Origin of the sequence: Frigoribacterium sp. R86507, assembly GCF_044597695.1 — a bacterium.
Lineage (GTDB): Bacteria > Actinomycetota > Actinomycetes > Actinomycetales > Microbacteriaceae > Frigoribacterium.
The window spans coordinates 89,713-110,204 of record NZ_CP139002.1; the positions used below are offsets into that span (position 1 = coordinate 89,713).

22 protein-coding genes are annotated in these 20,492 nt (G+C 71.7%); 9 read left to right on the forward strand and 13 right to left on the reverse strand.

Annotated elements, in window-relative coordinates:
- Nucleotides 1-92: 92 nt before the first annotated feature.
- Entirely contained in the window at nt 93-2,573 is a 2,481-nt protein-coding gene (locus tag SJY14_RS00375) for a S8 family serine peptidase (RefSeq protein WP_396599440.1), read from the reverse strand.
- A gap of 280 nt (nt 2,574-2,853) precedes the next feature.
- Here SJY14_RS00375 and acs point away from each other — a divergent pair, with 280 nt between their 5' ends.
- From acs to SJY14_RS00390, 3 genes are all read left to right on the forward strand, one after another.
- Nucleotides 2,854-4,911: an acetate--CoA ligase gene (gene acs / locus SJY14_RS00380; RefSeq protein ID WP_396599441.1), complete on the forward strand. Its 2,058-nt coding sequence runs from the start codon at nt 2,854-2,856 to the stop codon at nt 4,909-4,911.
- 90 nt (nt 4,912-5,001) lie between these two features.
- The gene (locus tag SJY14_RS00385; protein ID WP_396599442.1) at nt 5,002-5,604 is read left to right on the forward strand and encodes a nitroreductase family protein; all 603 of its coding nucleotides are present in this window, start codon (nt 5,002-5,004) and stop codon (nt 5,602-5,604) included.
- 58 nt (nt 5,605-5,662) lie between these two features.
- Nucleotides 5,663-6,460, forward strand: a complete 798-nt coding sequence (locus SJY14_RS00390) for an isocitrate lyase/phosphoenolpyruvate mutase family protein (protein WP_396599443.1) — start codon at nt 5,663-5,665, stop codon at nt 6,458-6,460.
- A gap of 112 nt (nt 6,461-6,572) precedes the next feature.
- Here SJY14_RS00390 and SJY14_RS00395 read toward each other — a convergent pair whose 3' ends face one another.
- The 5 genes from SJY14_RS00395 to SJY14_RS00415 all read right to left on the reverse strand — a co-directional run bounded on the left by SJY14_RS00395 (nt 6,573) and on the right by SJY14_RS00415 (nt 10,517).
- Nucleotides 6,573-7,760 carry a YihY/virulence factor BrkB family protein gene (locus SJY14_RS00395; protein WP_396599444.1) on the reverse strand — a complete coding sequence of 396 codons (1,188 nt, stop codon included), beginning with the start codon at nt 7,758-7,760 and terminating at the stop codon, nt 6,573-6,575.
- Nucleotides 7,761-7,763: 3 nt separating this feature from the next.
- Complete coding sequence (locus SJY14_RS00400) at nt 7,764-8,180, reverse strand: DUF3618 domain-containing protein (RefSeq protein WP_396599445.1); 417 nt, start codon at nt 8,178-8,180, stop codon at nt 7,764-7,766.
- The gene (locus SJY14_RS00405) at nt 8,161-8,589 is read right to left on the reverse strand and encodes a phage holin family protein (RefSeq protein ID WP_056049738.1); all 429 of its coding nucleotides are present in this window, start codon (nt 8,587-8,589) and stop codon (nt 8,161-8,163) included. Before SJY14_RS00405 ends, SJY14_RS00400 begins: the two co-directional genes overlap by 20 nt.
- Nucleotides 8,582-8,992 (reverse strand): YtxH domain-containing protein, encoded by a 411-nt coding sequence (locus SJY14_RS00410; RefSeq protein ID WP_157485822.1) that lies wholly within the window; start codon nt 8,990-8,992, stop codon nt 8,582-8,584. Before SJY14_RS00410 ends, SJY14_RS00405 begins: the two co-directional genes overlap by 8 nt.
- Before the next feature lie 136 nt (nt 8,993-9,128).
- Nucleotides 9,129-10,517: a glycosyltransferase 87 family protein gene (locus SJY14_RS00415; RefSeq protein WP_396599446.1), complete on the reverse strand. Its 1,389-nt coding sequence runs from the start codon at nt 10,515-10,517 to the stop codon at nt 9,129-9,131.
- A gap of 103 nt (nt 10,518-10,620) precedes the next feature.
- Between SJY14_RS00415 and SJY14_RS00420 the strand changes: the two genes are divergently transcribed.
- Nucleotides 10,621-11,154: a MarR family transcriptional regulator gene (locus SJY14_RS00420; protein WP_396599447.1), complete on the forward strand. Its 534-nt coding sequence runs from the start codon at nt 10,621-10,623 to the stop codon at nt 11,152-11,154.
- A gap of 57 nt (nt 11,155-11,211) precedes the next feature.
- Here SJY14_RS00420 and SJY14_RS00425 read toward each other — a convergent pair whose 3' ends face one another.
- The 6 genes from SJY14_RS00425 to SJY14_RS00450 are packed head-to-tail and all read right to left on the reverse strand — an operon-like array spanning nt 11,212 to nt 16,549.
- A complete protein-coding gene (locus SJY14_RS00425; RefSeq protein WP_396599448.1) occupies nt 11,212-12,093 on the reverse strand; it encodes a prenyltransferase in 882 nt (293 codons plus the stop codon).
- Entirely contained in the window at nt 12,090-12,506 is a 417-nt protein-coding gene (locus tag SJY14_RS00430; protein ID WP_396599449.1) for a lycopene cyclase domain-containing protein, read from the reverse strand. Before SJY14_RS00430 ends, SJY14_RS00425 begins: the two co-directional genes overlap by 4 nt.
- Nucleotides 12,503-12,871 (reverse strand): lycopene cyclase domain-containing protein, encoded by a 369-nt coding sequence (locus SJY14_RS00435; protein WP_071255574.1) that lies wholly within the window; start codon nt 12,869-12,871, stop codon nt 12,503-12,505. The genes SJY14_RS00430 and SJY14_RS00435 overlap by 4 nt, the downstream gene beginning before the upstream one ends.
- Nucleotides 12,871-14,604: a phytoene desaturase family protein gene (crtI, locus tag SJY14_RS00440; protein WP_396599450.1), complete on the reverse strand. Its 1,734-nt coding sequence runs from the start codon at nt 14,602-14,604 to the stop codon at nt 12,871-12,873. The genes SJY14_RS00435 and crtI overlap by 1 nt, the downstream gene beginning before the upstream one ends.
- Nucleotides 14,601-15,482 carry a phytoene/squalene synthase family protein gene (locus SJY14_RS00445; RefSeq protein WP_071255575.1) on the reverse strand — a complete coding sequence of 294 codons (882 nt, stop codon included), beginning with the start codon at nt 15,480-15,482 and terminating at the stop codon, nt 14,601-14,603. Before SJY14_RS00445 ends, crtI begins: the two co-directional genes overlap by 4 nt.
- Nucleotides 15,479-16,549: a polyprenyl synthetase family protein gene (locus SJY14_RS00450; protein WP_083396264.1), complete on the reverse strand. Its 1,071-nt coding sequence runs from the start codon at nt 16,547-16,549 to the stop codon at nt 15,479-15,481. The genes SJY14_RS00445 and SJY14_RS00450 overlap by 4 nt, the downstream gene beginning before the upstream one ends.
- A gap of 18 nt (nt 16,550-16,567) precedes the next feature.
- Between SJY14_RS00450 and idi the strand changes: the two genes are divergently transcribed.
- Both idi and SJY14_RS00460 read left to right on the forward strand, forming a co-directional pair.
- The gene (gene idi / locus SJY14_RS00455) at nt 16,568-17,137 is read left to right on the forward strand and encodes an isopentenyl-diphosphate Delta-isomerase (protein WP_043594089.1); all 570 of its coding nucleotides are present in this window, start codon (nt 16,568-16,570) and stop codon (nt 17,135-17,137) included.
- A 128-nt stretch (nt 17,138-17,265) separates the two neighbouring features.
- The gene (locus SJY14_RS00460) at nt 17,266-17,463 is read left to right on the forward strand and encodes a hypothetical protein (RefSeq protein ID WP_396599451.1); all 198 of its coding nucleotides are present in this window, start codon (nt 17,266-17,268) and stop codon (nt 17,461-17,463) included.
- A gap of 40 nt (nt 17,464-17,503) precedes the next feature.
- Here the strand turns inward: SJY14_RS00460 and SJY14_RS00465 are convergent, their stop codons facing one another.
- Nucleotides 17,504-18,646, reverse strand: a complete 1,143-nt coding sequence (locus SJY14_RS00465; RefSeq protein WP_396599452.1) for a fatty acid desaturase family protein — start codon at nt 18,644-18,646, stop codon at nt 17,504-17,506.
- Nucleotides 18,647-18,804: 158 nt separating this feature from the next.
- Here SJY14_RS00465 and SJY14_RS00470 point away from each other — a divergent pair, with 158 nt between their 5' ends.
- The 3 genes from SJY14_RS00470 to SJY14_RS00480 are packed head-to-tail and all read left to right on the forward strand — an operon-like array spanning nt 18,805 to nt 20,463.
- On the forward strand, nt 18,805-19,488 hold the full coding sequence (locus SJY14_RS00470; protein ID WP_396599453.1) for a hypothetical protein: 684 nt from the start codon (nt 18,805-18,807) through the stop codon (nt 19,486-19,488).
- Between the two features lie 34 nt (nt 19,489-19,522).
- Nucleotides 19,523-20,221, forward strand: a complete 699-nt coding sequence (locus SJY14_RS00475; RefSeq protein WP_255364208.1) for a DUF308 domain-containing protein — start codon at nt 19,523-19,525, stop codon at nt 20,219-20,221.
- A complete protein-coding gene (locus SJY14_RS00480; RefSeq protein ID WP_043594098.1) occupies nt 20,218-20,463 on the forward strand; it encodes a hypothetical protein in 246 nt (81 codons plus the stop codon). The genes SJY14_RS00475 and SJY14_RS00480 overlap by 4 nt, the downstream gene beginning before the upstream one ends.
- Nucleotides 20,464-20,492: the final 29 nt, after the last annotated feature.

Sequence of the window (20,492 nt, forward strand, 5' to 3'; positions counted from 1 at the left end):
GCCGAGGGCACCGCCCGAGCGGTGGGACGACGAACGCCGCCCGTCCTGTCGTGGACGAGCGGCGTTCGGAGGTGGCCCGGCAGGGCCGTCGGTCACTCCCCGGCAGGGCCGGCGGTCGATCGGCGACGGTGTCGGGTCGCGACGACGGTGGCCGCCCCGACGAGCACCATGAGCAGTGCCGCCGCCGCGAACGGCGTCGGCTCGCTGCCCGTGTAGGCGAGCGCCCCGGTGGCGCGGACGGTCGAGACCGGTACGACACCCGTCGAGACCGGCGTCACCACGGGAGGCGCGGGTGCCACGACCACGGCGGCCACGGAGAAGAGGACCGGCGTCGTGAAGGCCGACGTCGTCCCGTCCGTCAGGGTCTGGACGGCGGTCACCCCGAAGTCACCGACGGGGACGCCGGTCACCGGGAGCGAGAACGCTCCGGTCGCGTCGGTCTGCACGAAGGCGAACGCACCACCGATCGCGGGATCGTACGCGACGGGGTCGGCCGCCACCCGGGCGGACCGGGCCGAGGCCGACGGAATGGTCTGGTCGAGGTCGGCCAGCTGGTCGGCGGTCGCGAGCACCACCGTCACGAGGGCGTTCGGCTGGGCCGTGCCGGTCACGGTGACGGTGCCCGGCTCGAGGACCGCACCCGTGACGGGGGCCGTGATGGCCGGGCCCGAGATGGCGGCCTCGACGAGCAGGTCGAGGGTCGCCTCGCTGCCCTCGGAACCGACGAGGGTCAGCGTGGTGACCCCGGCGGGCACGGTCGACGGCAGCTGGGCGAGGTCGTCGACCCGGCCCCGCTCGTCGGCGACGAGTTCGCCGTCGAGACCGTCGATCGTGATCGTCTCGCCGGGCACGAAGTTCGCGCCGCGGATGCGGAAGGGCTTGCCCGCCTGGACGGTGCCGTCGGCGACGGCCACGACCGGGTCGCCGCCGAGGTCTTCGGTGACGGCCGCGAAGGCGTCGACGACGCCCGCGCCGTAGAGGGCGGGGTCACCCCCGCCGTCGGCCTGGCTCTTCAGCAGCGCCTGCAGCTCGGCCGGCGTCGCGTCGGGGTGGGTCGAGGCGAGCAACGCGGCCACGCCGGCGACGTGGGGCGAGGCCATCGAGGTGCCGTTGTAGACCTCGTAGCGACCGCCGAAGACGGTGCTGAGGATGCCCGAACCGGGCGCTCCGAGGTCGATGACGCCGGCACCGTAGTTCGAGTAGCGCGCGTCGAAGACGGGCTGGCCGTCGGCACCCTCGCGCAGGGCCGAGACCGTGATCACGCCGTCGATCTCGGCGGGCATGTCGATGCAGCCCTGCGACACGTCACGGCCTTCGACCGGGGTCGAGTCGTTGGGGCTCGTGTCGTTCGTGGTCTTGTTCGCCAGGTCGTAGGCCGAGTTGCCGGCGGCGGCGACGCTCAGCACCCCCTGCGTCTCGGAGTACTCGACGGCGCGGGTCACGGCCTCGAGAGCCGGGGCCTGATCGGCCTGGCCCTGGCACCAGAACTCGTAGGGGTCGACGTAGTAGCTGTTGTTGGTGACGTCGAAGCCCTTGTCGGCGGCCCACATGAAGCCGCAGAGCGCGTACTCCGGGTAGATGTAGCCGTCGTAGTTGACGACCTTGACGCTGGCGAGCGTGACACCGGGGGCGATGCCGACGATGCCCACCCCGTTGTGGGCGGCCGCGATCGTGCCGGCGACGTGCGTGCCGTGCGACTCGCTGTCGTCGACGGGGACCCACGCCGATTGGTCCTGGTCGGGAACGCCGTTGACGGCACAGCCGACCGAGAGGGCGGGGTCGACCTGTCCGGCCAGGTCGGGGTGCGAGACGTCGATGCCGCTGTCGAGCACGCCGACCACGACGTCGGGGTCGCCGGGCGTGATCTCACGGGCCTCGGGCGCACCGATCGCGCTCATGTCCCACTGCTCGGCCTCGAGCGGGTCGACCGGGGCCACCTGCTCGCCGAGGGGGCGGTCGATGCCCTGGGTGCCGGCGCCGGCCGGGGCCACCGTCTCGGCAGCACCGACGGCCGCGGTGCGCGTCGGGCCGGCGGACTCGACGCCCGCCGCCAGACGGATGGCCGTGAGGAAGTTCCCGTCGGACGACTGGGCGGTCAGGACGCCGATCTCGGGGTACCGGCTGAGGACCGTCCCGCCGTCGGCGACGACTGCGGCCGCCGCGACGTCGACCGCCGCCTGGCCGGTGGCCGCCGTGTTGACGACGTAGTTCATGACCACGCCGTCCGCGACCTGCACGTCGGCCTCGGGCAGTGGTGCGGCCGGGGCCTCGACCGCGTCCGGGTTTTCGGTCGCGTCCACGGCATCGGTCGCGTCCGTGGCGGGCGCCTGACCCGCCGGGTCGGCGATCTCGACCGCGGCGTCGGCGGCGTCCGTCGACGGCGCCTCGGTGACCACCTCGGTCGACTCGGCGGTGGTGGTCGGCGTCTCGGTCGCCTGGCCGGCGACGGAGCCGTCGACCGTGGCGTCGCCGCCGTCGGCCGCGAAGGCGGCGGTGGGTGCCAGGGCGAGGGCCCCGGCGAGCGCCAGCGAGGTCGCGATGCGCGGCCCCCGGCGTGCGGTGTTCCTGATCACGGACGTGCTCCTGCGGGTCGGGTCGTCTCGCCACGGGCACGGAGCGACGGGGCGAGATCGCGATGGCCGGGGATCACCCCGCTCGGCCCCCCGAGATCGGACGGCCCCTCAGCCGGATGTCACCACTTTAGGGGCGGACGTGTTACGACGGGATGACGATTTCCACCGATCCCGGGGGACCTGGTCGTACGCCTCGTCCCCATCCTCCCGATCGCCCGCGCGTTACGCAGCGTTGCCCCGCGGCGCCCGTCGCCGACGTGCCGCCCGTAGCGTGGGACGCATGGCCACCAGCGACACCATCTCGAACCTGCTCGACGAGCGACGGACCTTCGCCGCGCCTCCTGCGCTCGTCGAGGGGGCCAACGTCACGTCCGCCGAGCACGCGCGGGCGGCCGCCGACCCCGTCGCGTTCTGGGCCGAGGCGTCGCAGCGACTCGACTGGCACACGCCGTGGACGGTCGCGCACACCTGGAAGCCCGTCACCGAGGGGCCCGACGGTGAGCTCACGGTGCCCGAGGCCACCTGGTTCGCCGACGGCACGCTCAACGTCGCGGTGAACTGCGTCGACCGGCACGTCGATGCAGGCCGCGGCGACAAGGTCGCCCTGCACGTCGAGGGCGAGCCCGGCGACCGCCGCGACATCACGTACGCCCAACTGCAGCGCGAGGTCGTGAAGGCCGCGAACGGCCTGCGCTCGCTCGGCATCGGTCAGGGCGACCGGGTGGTCGTCTACCTGCCGGTGATCGCCGAGACGATCGTGGTGACCCTCGCCATCGCGCGACTCGGGGCGATCCACTCGCTCGTCTTCGGCGGGTTCTCGGGTGAGGCACTCAAGTTCCGGGTCGAAGACACCCGCGCCAAGCTGCTCGTGACGACCGACGGGCAGTTCCGACGAGGAGGCGCGGTGCCGGTCAAGGCGAACGCGGACCACGCGGTCAGCGGCGACAACGAGATCGAGCACGTGCTCGTCGTGCGGCGCACCGGCGACAAAACCCCCGACGTCCCCTGGACCGAGGGGCGTGACCTCTGGTGGCACGACGTCGTCGACCCGCAGCCCGACACCGACGAACCCGAGTTCTTCGGTGCCGAGACCCCGTTGTTCATCATGTACACGAGCGGCACCACCGGCAAGCCGAAGGGCCTGGTGCACACGAGCGGCGGCTACCTCACCCAGGCGAACTGGACGCACTGGGCCGTCTTCGACGCCAAGCCCGACGACGTGCACTGGTGCACCGCCGACCTCGCCTGGGTCACGGCGCACACCTACGAGATCTACGGCCCGCTGTCGAACGGGCTGACCCAGGTGATCTACGAGGGCACTCCCGACACCCCGCACCCGGCCCGACACCTCGAGATCATCGAGCGGTACGGCGTGACGACGTACTACACGGCCCCGACGCTGGTGCGCACGCTGTCGTCCTGGTTCCCCGACGGGCTGCCCGACACCTACGACCTCTCGTCGCTGCGCCTGCTCGGCACGGTCGGCGAGGCCATCAACCCCGAAGCGTGGGTCTGGTTCCACGAGCAGTTTGGCCGGGGCGAGTGCCCGATCGTCGACACCTGGTGGCAGTCCGAGACCGGGGCGGCCGTCATGGCCCCGCTTCCCGGGGCCGACACCCTCAAGCCGGGCTCGTCGCTGCGGGCCCTGCCCGGGCTGTCGACCGCCGTGGTCGACGACGCCGGCGAGCGCGTCCCGAACGGCAGCGGCGGCTACCTCGTGGTGCAGCAGACCGGGCCCGCGCTCGCCCGCACGGTCTGGGGAGACCCCGAGCGGTATCGCGACAGCTACTGGGCGACCTACTGGCGGCAGGGCTGGTTCTTCTCCGGCGACGGCGCGAAGTACGACGCCGACGGCGACATCTGGGTGCTCGGCCGGGTCGACGACGTGATCAACGTGTCAGGTCACCGCCTGTCGACCATCGAGATCGAGTCGTCGCTCGTGTCGCACCCGGCCGTCGCCGAGGCGGCCGTCGTCGGTGTGACCGACGAGCGCACCGGCCAGGCGATCGCCGCGTTCGTGGTGCCGTCCATCCGACCGGCAGGAGGCGCGGTGCGAGACGCCGGCGACGCCACCGAGCCGTCGGTGTGGGCTCCGCTCGCGGGGTCGCTCTCGCCGACGCTGCGCGCCCACGTGGCCGATCAGATCGGGCCGATCGCCAAACCGGCCACCGTGCTCGTCGTGCCCGACCTGCCCAAGACCCGCTCGGGCAAGATCATGCGGCGGCTGCTGGCCGACATCGTCGACGGCCGCCCCCTGGGCGACACGACGAGCCTGCAGGACGAGACCGTGCCCGGCCGGGTGGCGGCCGTCCTCGCCGAGGCGACCCGCGCCTCCTGACGTCGGGAATCCCGTGGGGGCGGGCGGAGTTGTCGTGTCCGTGGCTCGACGGCGCGCCCACACCCTTGTCAACGAGAAGAAAGCGGCACCATGTCGATCTCCGAGTCCACCGCCCCGTCCACCGTCCGCACCGCCGAGACCAGCGTCCCGATCGTGTCGCTGCTCGACGAGCGCTGGAGCCCCCGCTCGTTCGACCCGACCGCCGAGATCTCGGACCGTCAGCTCGACGCCCTGCTCGAGGCCGCCCGCTGGGCTCCGTCGGCGCAGAACCACCAGCCCCGCCGCTTCATCGTGGCCCGCCGCGGCAGCGAATCGTTCGACACCATCGTCGGCACCCTGATGAGCTTCAACGCGATGTGGGCCGGCAACGCCGCGGCACTGATCGTCGCCGTCGCCGAGACGTCGACGGTCGAGGGCGACGCCCGCCCGACCGCCGAGTACGACCTCGGCCAGGCCGTCGCCCACCTCACGGTGCAGGCCCACGCCGAGGGCTTCCACACCCACCAGATGGCCGGCGTCGAGTGGGACAAGATCGTCGCCGCCTTCGACCTGACCGACAACCTCAAGCCCGTCACCGTCACGGCCGTCGGCGTCGTCGACGAGGCCGACAAGCTGATCGAGGCCCTTGCCGAGCGCGAGACCGCCCCCCGCGAGCGCCTGCCGCTCAGCGAGCTCGTCCTGCGCCGCGACTAGTCCCCGCCGAGATCGGCCCGGGCTGGTGCCTGCCAGCCCGGGCTGGTTGGCTGGGCGCATGTCGATCTCCAGCACGGCCGAGAAGGCCGAACTCCTCCGCTCCCTGCACGTCCCCGGCGACCCGCTGATCGTGACGAACGTCTGGGACAGCATCACCGCGCGCATCGTCGCGGGCGCACCGGGCGTGAAGGCCCTGGCCACCGCCTCCCACTCGATCAGCGAGGCCCACGGCGTGGAAGACGGCGAAGGGCTCGACATCGACGACATGCTGGCCGCCGCCCGCGTCGTGATCCGCTCGGTCGACCTGCCCGTCTCCGTCGACTTCGAGAAGGCCTACGCGACCGACGCCGCCGGCACGCTCGACAACGTCTTCCGCCTCATCGAAGAGGGGGCCGCCGGCCTCAACATCGAGGACAGCATCGGCCAGGCCAAGGCACCCTTGTACGACATCGACACCCAGGTCTCGAAGATCGCGGCCGCCCGCCGCGCCGGCGACCGTGCCGGGGTGCCGATCGTCATCAACGCCCGCGTCGATGCCCTGGCCGGCGACCCCGACTCGTTCGACGACGCGATCACCCGGGCCAACGCCTACCTCGACGCCGGCGCCGACTGCGCCTTCGTCCTCGGCCTCGGCACCGAAGACCTCGTCAAGGCCGCCCTCGACCAGATCCACGGCAAGGTCAGCGTCATCTCGAACCCGTCGTCCGTCCCGCTCGCCCGTCTGGCCGAGCTGGGCGTCTCGCGGGTCAGCTTCGGACCGACCACGATGGGTCTGACTCTGTCGCACCTGCGCGACGCCGCCACGACCCTCACCGCGCGCGGCGACTACCCGTCCGAGCTCGGCTTCTCGTTCTGACGGACGGCCGGGCCGGGCGCGTCGTCCACGCCCCCTGACGAACGACGCGACCCGCGCCTCCCGAGCTCGTGAGAGCCGAGGAGGCGCGGGTCGCGTCGTGCGGGGACGTCACCTAGTCGTCGTGGTCGCCCTTCGAGCGGTCGCCCTTCGAGGGCCCGTCCTCGGCGCGCTCGTCCTTCTTCCGATCGGATGCGGACGCCTCGGAGCCGCCCTCGCCGTCCGGCTCGGGCACCTCGTCACCGTTCTTCTCGATGGTCGCCGCGGCCGCCTGTCGCAGGCGCATGCCGGCGAGCTCGTCCTTGGCGAGGGCCGCGGCCTTCTTCTCGCTCTGGGCGGTGTCGCGGGGCGGCAGCAGGATGTCGCGCTCGGCCCGGAGGCCGGCCTGCAGCTCACGACCGCGCTCGAGCTCGGCGTCGAACTCGGCCCCGAAGAGCAGGGCGTTGTTCGTGATCCAGAGCCACAGCAGGAAGACGATGACCGCACCGAGCGAGCCGTACGTCTTGTTGTAGTTCGAGAAGTTCGCGATGTAGAACGCGAACCCCACGGACGCGACCAACCAGATGAGCAGGGCCACGAGCGACCCGAGGCTCATCCACTTGAACTTTGGCTGCTTGACGTTCGGAGCCCAGTAGTAGAGCACCGCGACGATCACGATGGCGATGATCGCCAGGATCGGCAGCTTGGCGATGTCCCAGACGAAGACCGCGGTGCTGCCCAGTCCGACGAGGTCGCCGACCGTCTCGGCCACGGGGCCGCTGATGACCAGGATGAGCGCCGCGACCACGATGAGCACGACCGTGAACGCCGTGACGCCGAGCATGGTCGGACGGAGCTTCCAGATCGGACGCCCCTCGTCGATGCCGTAGACGCGGTTCATGGCCCGCCCGAAGGCACCCACGTAACCGGAGGCCGACCAGAGGGCACCCAGTACACCGACGATCAGGGCGACCCCGGCGGCCGGCGAACCGGTGAGCTGCATGATCGGTTCCCGTAGCAGGGCGGCGACGTCCTCGGACCCGAACTGCGACACGAGGTCGAGCAGCGTCTTGGCGGTCGAGTCCGCCTGCCCCACGACGCCGAGCAGCGACACGATCGCCAGCAACGCCGGGAAGATCGCCAGCACCGCGTAGTACGTGAGCGCGGCGGCGAGGTCGGTGCACTGGTCGCGGGTGAACTCGCGCAGGGTCTTGCCCAGCACGTACCCCCACGAGGGCTTGGAGACGTCGGTCAGGTCCTGCGGCTTGCGCGAGTCGTCCTCGTCGGGTGACTGCTGCTCGCGCTCGGTGCTCTTCTGGGCCACGGGTCAGCGCCTGATCGTCTTGACGATGCCGGTGACGAGCGCCACGACGCCGACGGTGCCGGCCGCGGCGGCCGCCACGACGGGCTTCGGGTCGCTGTCGAGGCGGCGCTTGACGCTCGCCTTCAGCCGACGGGCGTGGGCGGGGACGCTCAACTTGTCTTCGATGGCGTCGAGCGTGGCCGCGAACTCTTCACGCGTGCGGGCGAGGTCGAGCTCGATCTCGGGGATGCTCGCGCCGGGGCGGGGCCCGGTGGCGTTCTCGGCGTCCTTGTCGGGCGACGTGCTGCCGTGGGCGTCGGCGCGCTCCTCGGCCGCACGGGCCTCGGCGAGCTCGGCCCGGGGGTCGGGCTCGTCGCCCTTGCCGCGTTTCGCCGTGCCGTGCTTCTCGTGATCGCTCGCGTCAGTGCTTCTCGGAGTCATAGCTGCCCTGCCCTTTCAACGCGCTGACGTCGGCCTTCACGCTGGCAACGGCCTTCTCGGGGGTCGGCGGCACGCCCTTCTTCAGGGCCTTGATGCCGAGCAGCGCGAGCACGGCCGTGATCACGAGCAGGACGGCCGCCACGATGAGCGCCGCGAGCCAGGGAGCGACGACGGTCGCCAGCCCGAGCACGCCGGCCGTGATGAGCACGGCGAGCAGGAAGAAGCCGAACAGGGCGGCGCCGACCAACAACCCGACGCCCACCCCGGCCTCCTTGGCCTTGGTGGCGAGCTCGGTCTTGGCGAGCGCGATCTCGCCGCGGATCAGCCGCGAGATCAGCTCGGGCAGGCTGCCGATCAGCGAGCCGAGCGAACGTTTGGTGCTCTGTTCGGGTGCCTTCAGGTCACTCACCGACCGTCACCCCCGGCAGCTTGTCGTCGTCGGGGCTGGTGCCCGAGGTCTGCTTCTTGACGTCGTCGGCCTTCTCGTTCACCTTGTCGGCAGCCTTGTGCGCCGCCTCGGTCGCCTTGGCGGCGGCCTTGTCGGTGGCGTCCGAGCCCTTGCCGGAGACGGACTTCGCCTTGGAGCCGACCGCGTGGGCGGCGTCGTTCGCGACGTCCTGAGCCTTCTTGGCGACGACCGGAGCGTTCTCCTTCACGAAGCCCTCGGCCTGCTGCACGCCCTTCTGGACGGTCGGGTTCTCCCACAGGCTCTCGGCCTGGTTCTTGATCTTGACGTAGGCGCCGCGGCCCGCGCGGGCTCCGAGGACGTACCCGACGGCCGCTCCTGCGACGAAGAGGATCTTGCCTTTCATGAGTGCTCCTTGGTTCGTGGTGGCAGGTAGGCCTCCCACGGTGGCACGAGACGGAGCACACGGCCCAGATTGGCCGGGCATCCGTGGACGACGCCACCCGTCGGCACGCGGGGGACGAGCCGCCCCGACGCCGCGGTCAGGAGGCGCGGGTCGCCACCAGCGGGACACGCACCTCGAGCGCGTCGCTGCGCACCGTGGCGACCGCCAGCCGCACGAGTCGGGCCGTGCACCAGCAGAACAGGACCACGAGCAGGGCGTTGCGGGCGCCCAGGACGAGCACGGCCACCGGGTTGAGCTCGATCAGCGGCCGGTAGAGGATCGGGAAGACCAGCGTCGTGAGCCCCGAGGCCCAGGCGGTCAACACGGCCGGCGTCCGGAACGCCTCGGGGCGCGAGGCGTACCCGACGGCCACGATCGGGACGATCCAGAGCAGGTACTGCGGCGAGCCCACCTTGTTGAAGACGACGAAGGCGAGGGTGAGGGTCAGGGCGCCGAGCAGCACCGTGCCGAACTCGTCGCCGCGGGCACGAGCCGGGACGACGGCCACGGCGTCGGCGGACGCCGCCGACCCGCGCCTCCTCGATCCACCCCACCGGGGCAGGCCGAAGCTGGCCACGGCCAGCACACCGGCCAGGAGCACGAGGACGGCGAGCATGACCTGGGTGCTCTCGTTGATCATCCAGGTGTCGCCCGGGCCCATCACCTCGCGCGTGGCGAGGGCGACGTTCTGGTAGACCGAGGCGCCGGGGACGCGCAGCATGGCCATCCACAGCCAGGGCGTCGAGAGCGTCGCCTCGAGCTGCAGGGCCCGCCCCGACTGCATCGTGACGAAGCTCGTGAGGTCGTCGGCCCCCCGGCCGAGCAACACGCACGACACGACGACCATGGTGACGAGCACGCCCCCGCGCAGCACGACCGCCCGGTGACGCGACCCGACGACGACCGCCGCGATGACGGCGGCGGGCCAGACCTTGATCCAGGTCGCCGCGGCGAGCAGCAGCCCGGCCACCCGCGGACGCGTCGACAGCAGCATCAGGGCGGCGACGACCAACGGCGCACTGAACCCCTCGAGCCGCAGGAACGCCACGGGGCTGAGCAGGAGCGTCACGAGCAGCCACCACCAGGCGGCCCGGTTGTCGACCGTGTGACGACCACGGTCGGTCAGCAGCCAGAGCGCGACGGCGTTGAGGGCGGTCAGCAGCGCCAGCCAGACGAACTGGTAGTGCTGTTCGCCGAAGACGTTCGGCAGCACGATCGGCACGACGGCCCCGGCCGGGTAGACCCACGAGAAGTCGAGGACGGGCCAGACCCCGTCGCTCAGGGCCCCCGTCGCCCAGAGCCGGTACAGCGGCAGGTCGCCGCTGACCCCGCCGCCGATCATCAGCGGCGTGAGCGCCAGGAACACGGCGGCGTGCACGGCGACGAAGCCGTAGAGCAGGCCACGCGGATGCGCCTGCACGCGCGACCAGGTACGGCGTAGTCGCGTGGGGAGGGGCGCAGGCGCGACGGCGCTCGAGGTGGTCACGCCTCGAATGTACGGCCGCGGCCTTGCCGTTGTCTTTCCGGCAGGTGAATCCATCGGAAGATCCCTCTCGAGACGGAGGTACGACCGGTGTACGGTGCCGTCCATGGACCGACGACGTTCCGAAGACGGAGGCGAGGTCACCCCGCCGACCGATGACACGCACGCACCTCTCGACCTGGGCAGCGTCGACGACGACCTGGCCGTCGACCGGGGGCGCCCGATCGGCTTCTGGCTGAAGCTCGTCGACGGGCTGATCGACCGGCGCTTCGACGAGGTCCTCGACGAACACGGGGTCACGCGCCGGCAGTGGCAACTCCTGAACCTGCTCGAGCGCGGCCCGGCGACCCGCACCGCCCTCGACGGGGCCGTCGCGCCCTTCCTCGACCCGGCCACGGGTGAGTCCAGCTCGGACCACCTCGCCGAGCTGGTCGAGAGCGGCTGGGTGGACCTCGCGACCGACGGGGTCGGCGACGACCGCTACGCGCTCACCGAGCGCGGAAGCCTGGCGCACCGCAAACTCGTCGGCGTCGTCGAGGGCCTCCGCGACGAGACGGTCCGGGGGGCCGAGCCGGGCGCCTACGCGACCACCGTGCGGTTCCTCCGTACGGCGGCGCTCAACCTCGGCTGGCGCCCGTAAGCGTCCGGCCCGTCCGCCCCGGCGGGCCGAAGGGCGACGAGCGCAGGAGGCGCGGCGTCAGTTCCGCAAGAAGACCCACCAGATCATCAGCATCGTGACGACGAACCCGCTGACGAAGTTGAGCGCCAGGAAGCGCCGCCACCCGCGGTTGACCTCTTCGGCCCGGTCGTCGGTCACGCTCCACCACGGGGCGCAGCTGATCGCGTAGGGCAGGGTCAGCAGGGCCGCCAGCGCGCCCGGCCATTCGGTGAAGGTCAGCAGCACGCCGGCCAGCAGGTAGGCCACCACCGAGAGGCGCACCGTCGCGCGAGCCCCGATCTCGGTCGCGATCGACGAGATGCCGCCCTCGCGGTCGGCCAGCACGTCCTGCACGGCGCCGAACGCGTGACTCGCGACGCCCCAGAGGAAGAACGCGCCGAGCAGCGCCCACAGCTGGGGCGTGAAGGTCGCCCCGGCCAGCACGAGACCGTAGACGGCGGGGCTGACGAAGTGCGTGCTCGAGGTGATCGAGTCGACGAAGGGGCGCTCCTTGAAGCGCAGGCCGGGGGCCGAGTAGGCGATCACGGCGAAGACGCTGACGGCCAGCACGAGCCAGCTCAGCGGGTCGCCCACCGCGACGAGGAACACGAGGAACGGGACGTTCGTGATCACCGCGGCGCGCAACGTCGTGCGGTGCAGGCTGCGGTCGAGCAGCGCGCCCTCGACGCCGCCCTTGCGCGGGTTGTGCAGGTCGCTCTCGTAGTCGAAGACGTCGTTGATGCCGTACATCGCGAGGTTGTAGGGGATCAAGAAGTAGAGGGCGCCGACGACCAGCACGAGCCAGTCCACGTCACGGCTGCCGAGCAGGGACGTCAGCACGTACGCCGCCGCGAACGGGAACGCCGTGTTGATCCAGCTCAGGGGCCGGGACGAGACGAACAGGGCCTTGAGCGTGTTCACGAGCGCGCCTCCTTCACGGGCGTCGACCCGCCGGCCGCCGGCGCAGCGGGCGTCCGGGGCGTCTTCGGCCCGCCGAGGAGCACCCACACCGACGGCAACAGCACGAGCGCAGCGATCGCGTAGGCGAAGTCCTCGAGCGGGGCGATGCCGACGAACACCCCGCTGATCCGGGCGGCGTCGTAGCCGACCAGCCCGATGCCGATCATGACGTTGTCGAACACGGCGGTCATCACGAGCAGCACGCCGGTCGCGAGGCCTGCGCCCAGCAGCCGTTCGCGCCGCCGACGCGACGTCTCGGTCGGGGACGAGGAGGCGCGCGCGGCCCGGCCACGCACCCCTGCGGCCACCAGCGCCAACACTCCGAGCACGGCGACGATCGACAGGAACACCGCGTTCACCGCCCAGTAGGTCACGACGTCACGCCGTCCACCGGGCGACCGGCCCGGCTCGCGTCACGCCGGTCGAGCACGACCGCCGCCGTCATCCGGGCTCCGGCCAGCAGGTTCATCGTCAGGTAGCAGAGCAGCGTCAGGAAGAAGACCTCTTCGAGCGGCAGCTCGGTCGCCACCAGGACGCCGGTCATGAACGAGGTCTCGCCACGGAAGAAGATGCCGAGGTCGATGCCCACGACGTCCCAGATCAGGAAGAACACGACGCCGACCAGCAGCGTCACCGCCGCCCGAGGGACGTCGCGCCAGAAGAACAGGTGGAACCTGCGGTCGAGCATCACCATGCCGAACAGCGAGACGAGCAGCGCCGCGAGGTACAGGAACCCCATCAGCCGGCGGCGGGCTCGGACGGCGTCGGCCGGGCCGCCGACGGCTCGGGGAGCGGCTCGGTGCTCGTGTCGCCGCGCAGGTTCTTGAGCAGCACCTCGGCGCTGATCAGGCACATCGGCAGGCCGATGCCCGGGCGGACCGAACCGCCGGCGTAGAACAGCGAGTCGACGCGGGTCGAGACGTTGCCGGTGCGGAACAGGGCGCTCTGGGCGAGCGTGTGCGCGGGGCCGAGCATGCTGCCGCTCCAGGCGTTGACGTCGTCGACGAAGTCGCGCGGTCCGCGGGTGCGTCGGACGACGACGCGGTCGGCGAGGTCGGGCACGTGCGCCCACTCGGCGATCTGGGCGATGACGCCGTCGGCGAGCCGCTCGATCATCGGGTCGCCGTCACCGTCGACGTCGCCCGAGCCGAGCGCCGGGTCGGCGGGCAGCGGCACCAGGACGAAGAGGTTCGTGTGACCGGCGGGCGCCGTCGACGGGTCGACCGTGCTCGGTTTGCACACGTACAGCGACGGCGGGTCGGGGATGCGCTTGTCGGCGCCGAAGATCCGGTCGAAGTTCTCGTGCCAGTCGCGGGCGAAGAGCAGCGTGTGGTGCTCGAGCTCGGGGATCTCGCCCTCGACGCCCAGGTAGAGCAGCAGGGCGCTCGGCCCGGGGTTCTTCTTCGCCCAGTACGACGAGTCGTAGGTGCGCAACTCGCGCGGCAGCAGCTGCGTCTCGGTGTGGTGCAGGTCGGCCGCGCTGACCACGAGGTCGGCGTCGACGCGGTGCGTCGCGCCCTCGGCGTCGACCCAGTCGACCCCGGTCGCCTCGGCGGTCGCCTTCGAGCCACGCGGCAGGGCCGCACCCTCGGCCGCGAGCGGCTGCGTGACGATCTGCGTCACGGCCGCGCCGGTCACGACGGTCACCCCGGCCTCGACGGCCACGTCGCGGATCGCCTCGATCACCGAGATCAGGCCGCCCTGCGGGTACAGCACGCCGTCGTCGAGGTCGAGCGTGCTCATCAGGTGGTACATGCTCGGGGTGTCGAACGGCGACGAGCCGAGGAAGACCGCGGGGTACCCCAGGATCTGACGGAGGCGCGGGTCGGTCACCGTGCGGGAGGCGAACGAGTCGAGGCTCGTCAGCAGCAGCCGTGCCAGCTTGGGCAGGCGCACCAGCACGTCGCCGCGCAGCAGGGGTGCGAGGCTGCCGAAGCTTGTGTAGAGGAACCGCCGCTTGGCGATGTCGTAGGTGTCGCGAGCCGAGCGCAGGTACCGGCGCATGCGGTCACCACTGCCGGGTTCGACGCGCTCGAAGAGCTCGACGTTCTGCTCGAGCCCGCGGGGCACGTCGATCGGTGCGCTGGCCGCGGGGTCGTCGGGCGTCGGCTCGAACAGCACGCGGTAGCCCGGGTCGAGTTCGACGAGGTCGAGGCGCTCGGCCGCCGACGTGCCCATCAGGCGGAAGAAGTGGTCGAAGACCTCGGGCATGAGGTACCAGCTCGGGCCGAGGTCGAAGCGGAAGCCTTCGTGGCTCCACGACCCGGCGCGGCCGCCGACCTCGTCGTTCTTCTCTAGCAGAGTGACGTCGTGGCCTTCGCGGGCCAGCAGTGCAGCCGAGGCCAGGCCGCTGATGCCGCCGCCGATCACGACGACGCGGCGACCGTGGCGGGTGACGCTGAGGCCGTGCGACTCGTCGGGCGCACCGGTGCCGGCGCCCGTGGCCCCGCGGTCGACCGTGTCGCGGCTCATGCGCGGGCCTCGGGCAGGCGCGTGACGCGGCCGGCCGCGGCCCCCGCGGCGATGCGCACCTTGACCGGGTTCGGCACGCGCACGCGCGCCCGGACCAACGAGGAGGCGGGGGTCGCCTCGAGACGCCGGTTCAGCTCGGCGAACAGGCCGTGGGCCAGTGCCACCGCCCGACGCGAGGTCGTCGGCAGCACGGGGATGATCTCGCCGCTCACGCGGAGGTCGTCGTCGATGTCTCGCACCAGTCTCGTCTTCGTCTGCTCGTCGAACGTGGTCACGTCGACCCCGGGGAAGTAGCTGCGGCCGAGCTGTTCGAAGTCGGCCGCGAGGTCACGCAGGAAGTTCACCTTCTGGAAGGCCGCGCCCAGGCGGCGGGCCCCTTCTTCGAGCTCGGCGACCGTGCTCGGCGGGAAGGCGTGCCCCTGCAGGAACGCCTTGAGGCACATCAGCCCGACGACCTCGGCCGAGCCGTACACGTAGGCGTCGAACGAGGCCTGGTCGTGCTCGCGGGCACTGAGGTCGGCCCGCATCGAGGCGAAGAAGGGCGCGGTCAGCTCGGCACCGAAACCGGTGGCGCGGGCGGTGCGGGCGAAGGCGTGCACGACCAGGTTGGGGCTGAATCCCTCGGCCAGGGCCCGCTCGGTCTCGGCCTCGAAGCCGTCGAGCAACCGGCCCGCGGCCTCTGTGCTCAGACCGGCCTCGGTGGCGGGACCGTCGACGATCTCGTCCGCGACGCGCACGAGGGCGTAGACGTTCTCGACGTGCTGGCGCACCTCGCCGCCCAGCAGGCGGGAGGCCAGGCCGAACGACGTCGAGTAGCGGCGGATCACGCCGCCCGCGGTCGCATCGGCCACGGAGTCGTACAGCGACAGGCCCGTCATCGCACCCTCTCGAGGACGTCCTGGACGACCGGCGTCAGCGCCTCGCGGAGCGACTCGGGCACCTCGGCACGGTCGAGCACGTCCAGAGCGCGGCGGGCGTGCTGCTCGACGAGCCCCTCGGCGAAGGCGCGGGCGCCGCAGACCTCGAGGCGGCCGCGGACGTGCTCGGCCTCGGCCTCGCTGAGGTCGGCCTTGCCGATGAACGGCTGGATCGTGAACCACTCGTCGGTGGTCGCCGCGTGCGCGACGAGCACCGTGCGCTTGCCCTCGCGCAGGTCGCCGCGTGTGGTCTTGCCGGTGGCCTCTTCGGTGCCGAAGACCCCAAGCAGGTCGTCGACAACCTGGTACGCGACCCCGACCTCGCGGCCGAAGTCGCCGACCGCCGTCACGACGGCCTCGCCCGCCCCGGCCAGGACGGCGCCCGCCTGCAGCGGCGCCTCGAACGAGTAGACGGCCGTCTTGGCGCGTTCCATGTCGAGGATCTCGTCGACGGTCGGCAGGTCGGCGGAGAGCGAGAACTCGACGTCGACCATCTCTCCACCCGCGCTGACGAAGATCGCCTCGTCGAGCAGGTCGAGCAGCCGCGTGCGGACGTGGTCGGCGCAGCCGATGCCGAGCAGCATGCGGCTGGCACCGGTCAGGGCGAGATCACCGGCGATGACGGCGGCCGACATGCCCCGGTGCTCGGCCGCGGGGGTCGGGATGCCCGCCGTCGTCGCGGTGTCGCGGTAGCTGCCCGAGACGTTGGGGATGCCGCGTCGCGAGAAGTCACGGTCGATCACGTCGTCGTGGACGATCAGCGCCGTGTGAAGCAGTTCGAAGGCCGCGCCGACGCGGGCCACGGCCTCGTCGTCGGCGCCCCCGAGGGCGTCGTACACCGTGAAGACCATGCGGGGCCGGAAGCGCTTGCCCCCGGCGCTGTTGCGCTCGAGCACAGACCACAGGTCGACGTAGCGCCACCCCACGGACTCGGCCCGGCGTTTGGCCAACGCGAAGAAGTCGTCGAGGACGGCGTCGACACGATCGTGTCTCGCCCGCGTGCCTGCGTGCAGGTGATCACCGTCCACCAGGGCAGACTACCTCTCATGACCCGTGAGATCTCGACGCATCCCCAGCCGACGTCCGGTGACCGCCCCGGCGCGCACGACGAGCTCGTGGTGCTGCTCGACGACGAGGGCACGCCCATCGGCACGACCGCGAAGGCGACCGTGCACACCGCCACGACGCCGCTGCACCTGGCCTTCAGCTGCCACGTCACCGACGACCTCGGCCGCGTCCTCGTCACCCGCCGCGCCCTGTCGAAGAAGACCTGGCCCGGCGTCTGGACCAACTCGTTCTGCGGCCACCCCGCACCCGGCGAGACGCCGGCCGAGGCGCTGATGCGCCGCGCCCACCAAGAGCTCGGCATGGAGGTCCGTGACGTCGAGGTGATCCTGCCCGAGTTCCGGTACCTCGCCACCGACGCCTCGGGTGTGGTCGAGAACGAGATCTGCCCGGTCTTCACGGCCCGGGCCGTCGGCCTGCCCGACCCCTCGCCCGACGAGGTCGCCGAATGGGCCTGGGTCGAGCCCGCCGAGCTGCGCGACGCCGTCGCGGCCGCGCCGTTCGCCTTCTCGCCCTGGTTGGGCTGGCAGCTGGCCGCTTGGCCCGCCTGAGAGCGCCGAACCCTCGACGCTAGCCCTCGCCGAAGGGCCTGACAAGCCCCTCGCGAGCACCGTCGACCACTCGTATCGTGGCGGTCGAGGCACCGGATGCGACGTCCGGCCCGCGACGGGAGGCGACCGTGGATTCCAGCTACACGAGGGACGCGACGGCGTCCCCCCTCGCGATCCACCCGTACCCCAAGCAACGGTCCCGGCCGGCCGGCAGCCGCGACCGCCCCTCACCGGCCCGGGAGGCGCGGGCCGCGTCCGGCGACGCACGTCCCGTCCGCTACGAGGACTTCTTCGAGGACGACGAAGGCGCGAGTCGGTCCGCCTGACCCGGCCCGCGCCTCCTGCGCTCGTCGTGCTCGTCGCCGACTAGCGCGGACGCAACGCGTACGCCGCGGGGCAGTCGAACGGGTCGCGGGCCGAGAGGCCGACGCGGTTGAGGTACCGGATGACGATCGCGTACGACTTGCCGATCGTGGTCTCGGTGTAGGGGATGCCGTGCTCGGCGCAGTGCGCCTTGACCAGGGCGCTGGCCGCACGCAGGTTCGGACGTGCCATGCTCGGGAAGAGGTGGTGCTCGATCTGGTAGTTCAGCCCACCCATGAACGCGGTCGAGTGCCGCCCCGTGATGTTGCGCGAGGTGAGGACCTGCTTGCTGAGGAAGTCGACCTTGGCCCCCTCGGGGATGATCGGCATGCCCTTGTGGTTCGGGGCGAACGACGACCCCATGTAGAGACCGAAGACGGCCATCTGCACGCCGATGAAGGCGAAGGCCATGCCGACCGGCAGGAACCAGAAGACGACGCCGAAGTAGGCGACCAGCCGGACGGCGATCAGCGTGATCTCGAGCGCCCGGCCCTCGATCTTGTCGCGACCGAGCAGCGTGCGGAACGACGTCACGTGGAGGTTGACGCCCTCGCCGAGCAGCAGCGGGAAGAAGAAGTAGCCCTGGCGCCGGGTGATGAAGCCGAGCACGCCGCGCTGCTTCGCCGCGTCCTCTTCGAGGAACGAGATCGTGTCGAACGCGATGTCGGGGTCTTTGCCCTTGGTGTTGGGGTTGGCGTGGTGACGGCTGTGCTTGGTCATCCACCACGCGTAGCTGATGCCCACGACGCCGGCGGCGAGCACGCGACCGACCTTGTCGTTGCGCGTGCCCGACTCGAACACCTGGCGGTGCGCGGCCTCGTGCGTGAGGAACGCGAACTGCGTGAGGATGATGCCCAGGGCCCCGGCGATCAGCAACTGGAACCAGCTCGAGCCCAGCAGGACGAAGCCGGTGGCCGCGCCGCCGAGACAGGCGACGAGCACGACGAAGACCGTGACGTAGAAGCCGGTGCGACGCTGCAGCAGGCCTGCCTCACGCACGGACTTGAGCAAGCTCGAGTAGGTGCTGGTCGGCTTGCCGACCTGGCCGGCGACGGTGGGACGGAACCCGGCGGGCGCCGCACCTGCCGGCGCATGGACGATGCGCGGCTGCGCGGTTCGGGTGGTCGTGGGGACGGTGGCGGTCATCGGGCTCCCGCGGCTGGTCGACTTCTCAGCCGGGTGGAGGGGCCGGAGGCGGCCCGCAGATGCTGCGAACGTAACGGCGCGGGCTGGGAAGGTGTCGGGAGATCGTCGGGTCCTGCCGCGTTTGTCCTCTCCCATATTTCACACGTAACCTGTCGCAGGTGACAGCCAGTTTCGTCGAGCGACTCAGCGGGGTGGTCCACGACCTCGAGCAGGTGCCGTACCGCACGGGCGAGCGCGACGCCCGCCAGGGGTACGGGCTGCGGCACTGCGCCCTCGGGGCCGCAGCATCGGACGCACCCGCACGCGAGATCGAGATCTCGGGGCTCGAGGTGCTCGTCGAGATCTGGCCCGACGCCAAGGACGGCCACGGCTCGCGGGTCACGGGCGGCACCGTCGTCGGCACCGGGCCGCGGCCCGCCTCGGTCGTGGCGGGTTACGTCGACCTGCTCTTCATGAGCACCGAGGGCGTTCGACGCACGTACTACCGTCTGCTCACCGTCGACGACCCCGACCCCGACGTCGCGACGGTCCGCCTGATCGAGTGCGTCAAAGAGGTCGGACCCGACTGGCGGTCCACCTGGGCCGACACGACGACCGCCTACACCCGGGTCAGCCGCATGCCGGCCGGCGTGCTGATCGCGGCCGAGCTCGGCACGGGCGCGGGCCTGGCCTCCACCCGGCGCGTGATGGACGGCGTGCTCACCGGGTTGTCGCTCGAGTCCGAGGGGGTGCTGCGGGTGACGCCCTCCGGCATGGCGCGTCAGCTCACGACGCTCAAGGGCCGCGGCTGGCCGCTGACCTTCGGTACCGCCCGCCGCCTGGCGTTCAGGAGCGCGCGGTAAACTCGGCGGGTCCCCCACCCGTGAAAGAGGTCTCGTGACGCCTGCGCACCACGACTCCGGCGCGACCGCCCCCGTGGCGTCGCCCGACCCCTCGGACCGGGGCGTCGACCCGTCGCTCTCCGCGTACTGGCCCGTCCCCGTGCTGCGTGCCGTCCCCGCCCTCGCGGCCGCCGCGGCCATCACCTTCACCCCCGACCACTCACCTCAGGTCGGCCTGCTCGCCTTCGGCTCGGCGGCGGTCGTCGGCGGCGTCGTGCTCGCCGTGGGGTCGGCCCTGCGCCTGTCCGACCGCTCGAGCCGTACCATCGCCGTGCTGCAGGGCGTCGTCGGGGCCGTGATCGGCGCTCTCTGCCTCGTCTTCTCGCACGGGCAGCTGCCCGTGCTGGTCGCCTTCGTCACGGCCTGGGCCGTGCTGACGGGCGTCCTCGAACTGCTCACCGGCCTGCGCCGTCGTCGTCGTTCACCGCTCGCCCGTGACTGGACGACCGTCGGCGTGCTGACCCTGGCCCTGGCCGTGGTCTTCCTCGTCGTCCCGCCGGACTACAGCCAGCAGCTCGGCGGCATCGAGCAGATCGAGGGCGAACTGACGTCCTCGACCGTGCTCGTCGGCATCCTGGGCGCCTACGGCGCCCTGGTCGGCGTGTTCCTCGTGATCGCCGGCCTCTCGCTCAAATGGCAGACCGGGCACCCGGCCGCTGCCGACACCCCTGACGACAAGGCACGAACGTCATGACCCACCCCACCTGGCGCGACCGGTTCCGCCCCGCCGAGTTCCTCGGACTGTCGGGGGTCTTCGCCGCCTTCGTCGGCCTCGTCGTCCTCATGACGACGCGCGACCTGCAACTCGCGCTGATCTTCCTCTGCATCGGCTTCATCGTCGCGCTCGTCACCATCGCCATGCTCGCCCTCGCGGCCAAGCCCAACGACGACGAGCGACACGAGATCGACGACGCCGACAAGCCCCGCGGCCACTGACGCACGCCTGACCCTCGGCCGTGGCCTGC

What these genes read in the sequence shown, in the direction of transcription:
- acs (WP_396599441.1), top strand. Translation starts at nt 2,854, where the DNA reads ATGGCCACCAGCGACACCATCTCGAACCTGCTCGACGAGCGACGGACC.
- SJY14_RS00385 (WP_396599442.1), top strand. Translation starts at nt 5,002, where the DNA reads ATGTCGATCTCCGAGTCCACCGCCCCGTCCACCGTCCGCACCGCCGAG.
- SJY14_RS00390 (WP_396599443.1), top strand. Translation starts at nt 5,663, where the DNA reads ATGTCGATCTCCAGCACGGCCGAGAAGGCCGAACTCCTCCGCTCCCTG.
- SJY14_RS00400 (WP_396599445.1), bottom strand. Translation starts at nt 8,180, where the DNA reads ATGACTCCGAGAAGCACTGACGCGAGCGATCACGAGAAGCACGGCACG.
- SJY14_RS00410 (WP_157485822.1), bottom strand. Translation starts at nt 8,992, where the DNA reads ATGAAAGGCAAGATCCTCTTCGTCGCAGGAGCGGCCGTCGGGTACGTC.
- SJY14_RS00420 (WP_396599447.1), top strand. Translation starts at nt 10,621, where the DNA reads ATGGACCGACGACGTTCCGAAGACGGAGGCGAGGTCACCCCGCCGACC.
- SJY14_RS00435 (WP_071255574.1), bottom strand. Translation starts at nt 12,871, where the DNA reads ATGGGGTTCCTGTACCTCGCGGCGCTGCTCGTCTCGCTGTTCGGCATG.
- crtI (WP_396599450.1), bottom strand. Translation starts at nt 14,604, where the DNA reads ATGAGCCGCGACACGGTCGACCGCGGGGCCACGGGCGCCGGCACCGGT.
- SJY14_RS00445 (WP_071255575.1), bottom strand. Translation starts at nt 15,482, where the DNA reads ATGACGGGCCTGTCGCTGTACGACTCCGTGGCCGATGCGACCGCGGGC.
- idi (WP_043594089.1), top strand. Translation starts at nt 16,568, where the DNA reads ATGACCCGTGAGATCTCGACGCATCCCCAGCCGACGTCCGGTGACCGC.
- SJY14_RS00465 (WP_396599452.1), bottom strand. Translation starts at nt 18,646, where the DNA reads ATGACCGCCACCGTCCCCACGACCACCCGAACCGCGCAGCCGCGCATC.
- SJY14_RS00480 (WP_043594098.1), top strand. Translation starts at nt 20,218, where the DNA reads ATGACCCACCCCACCTGGCGCGACCGGTTCCGCCCCGCCGAGTTCCTC.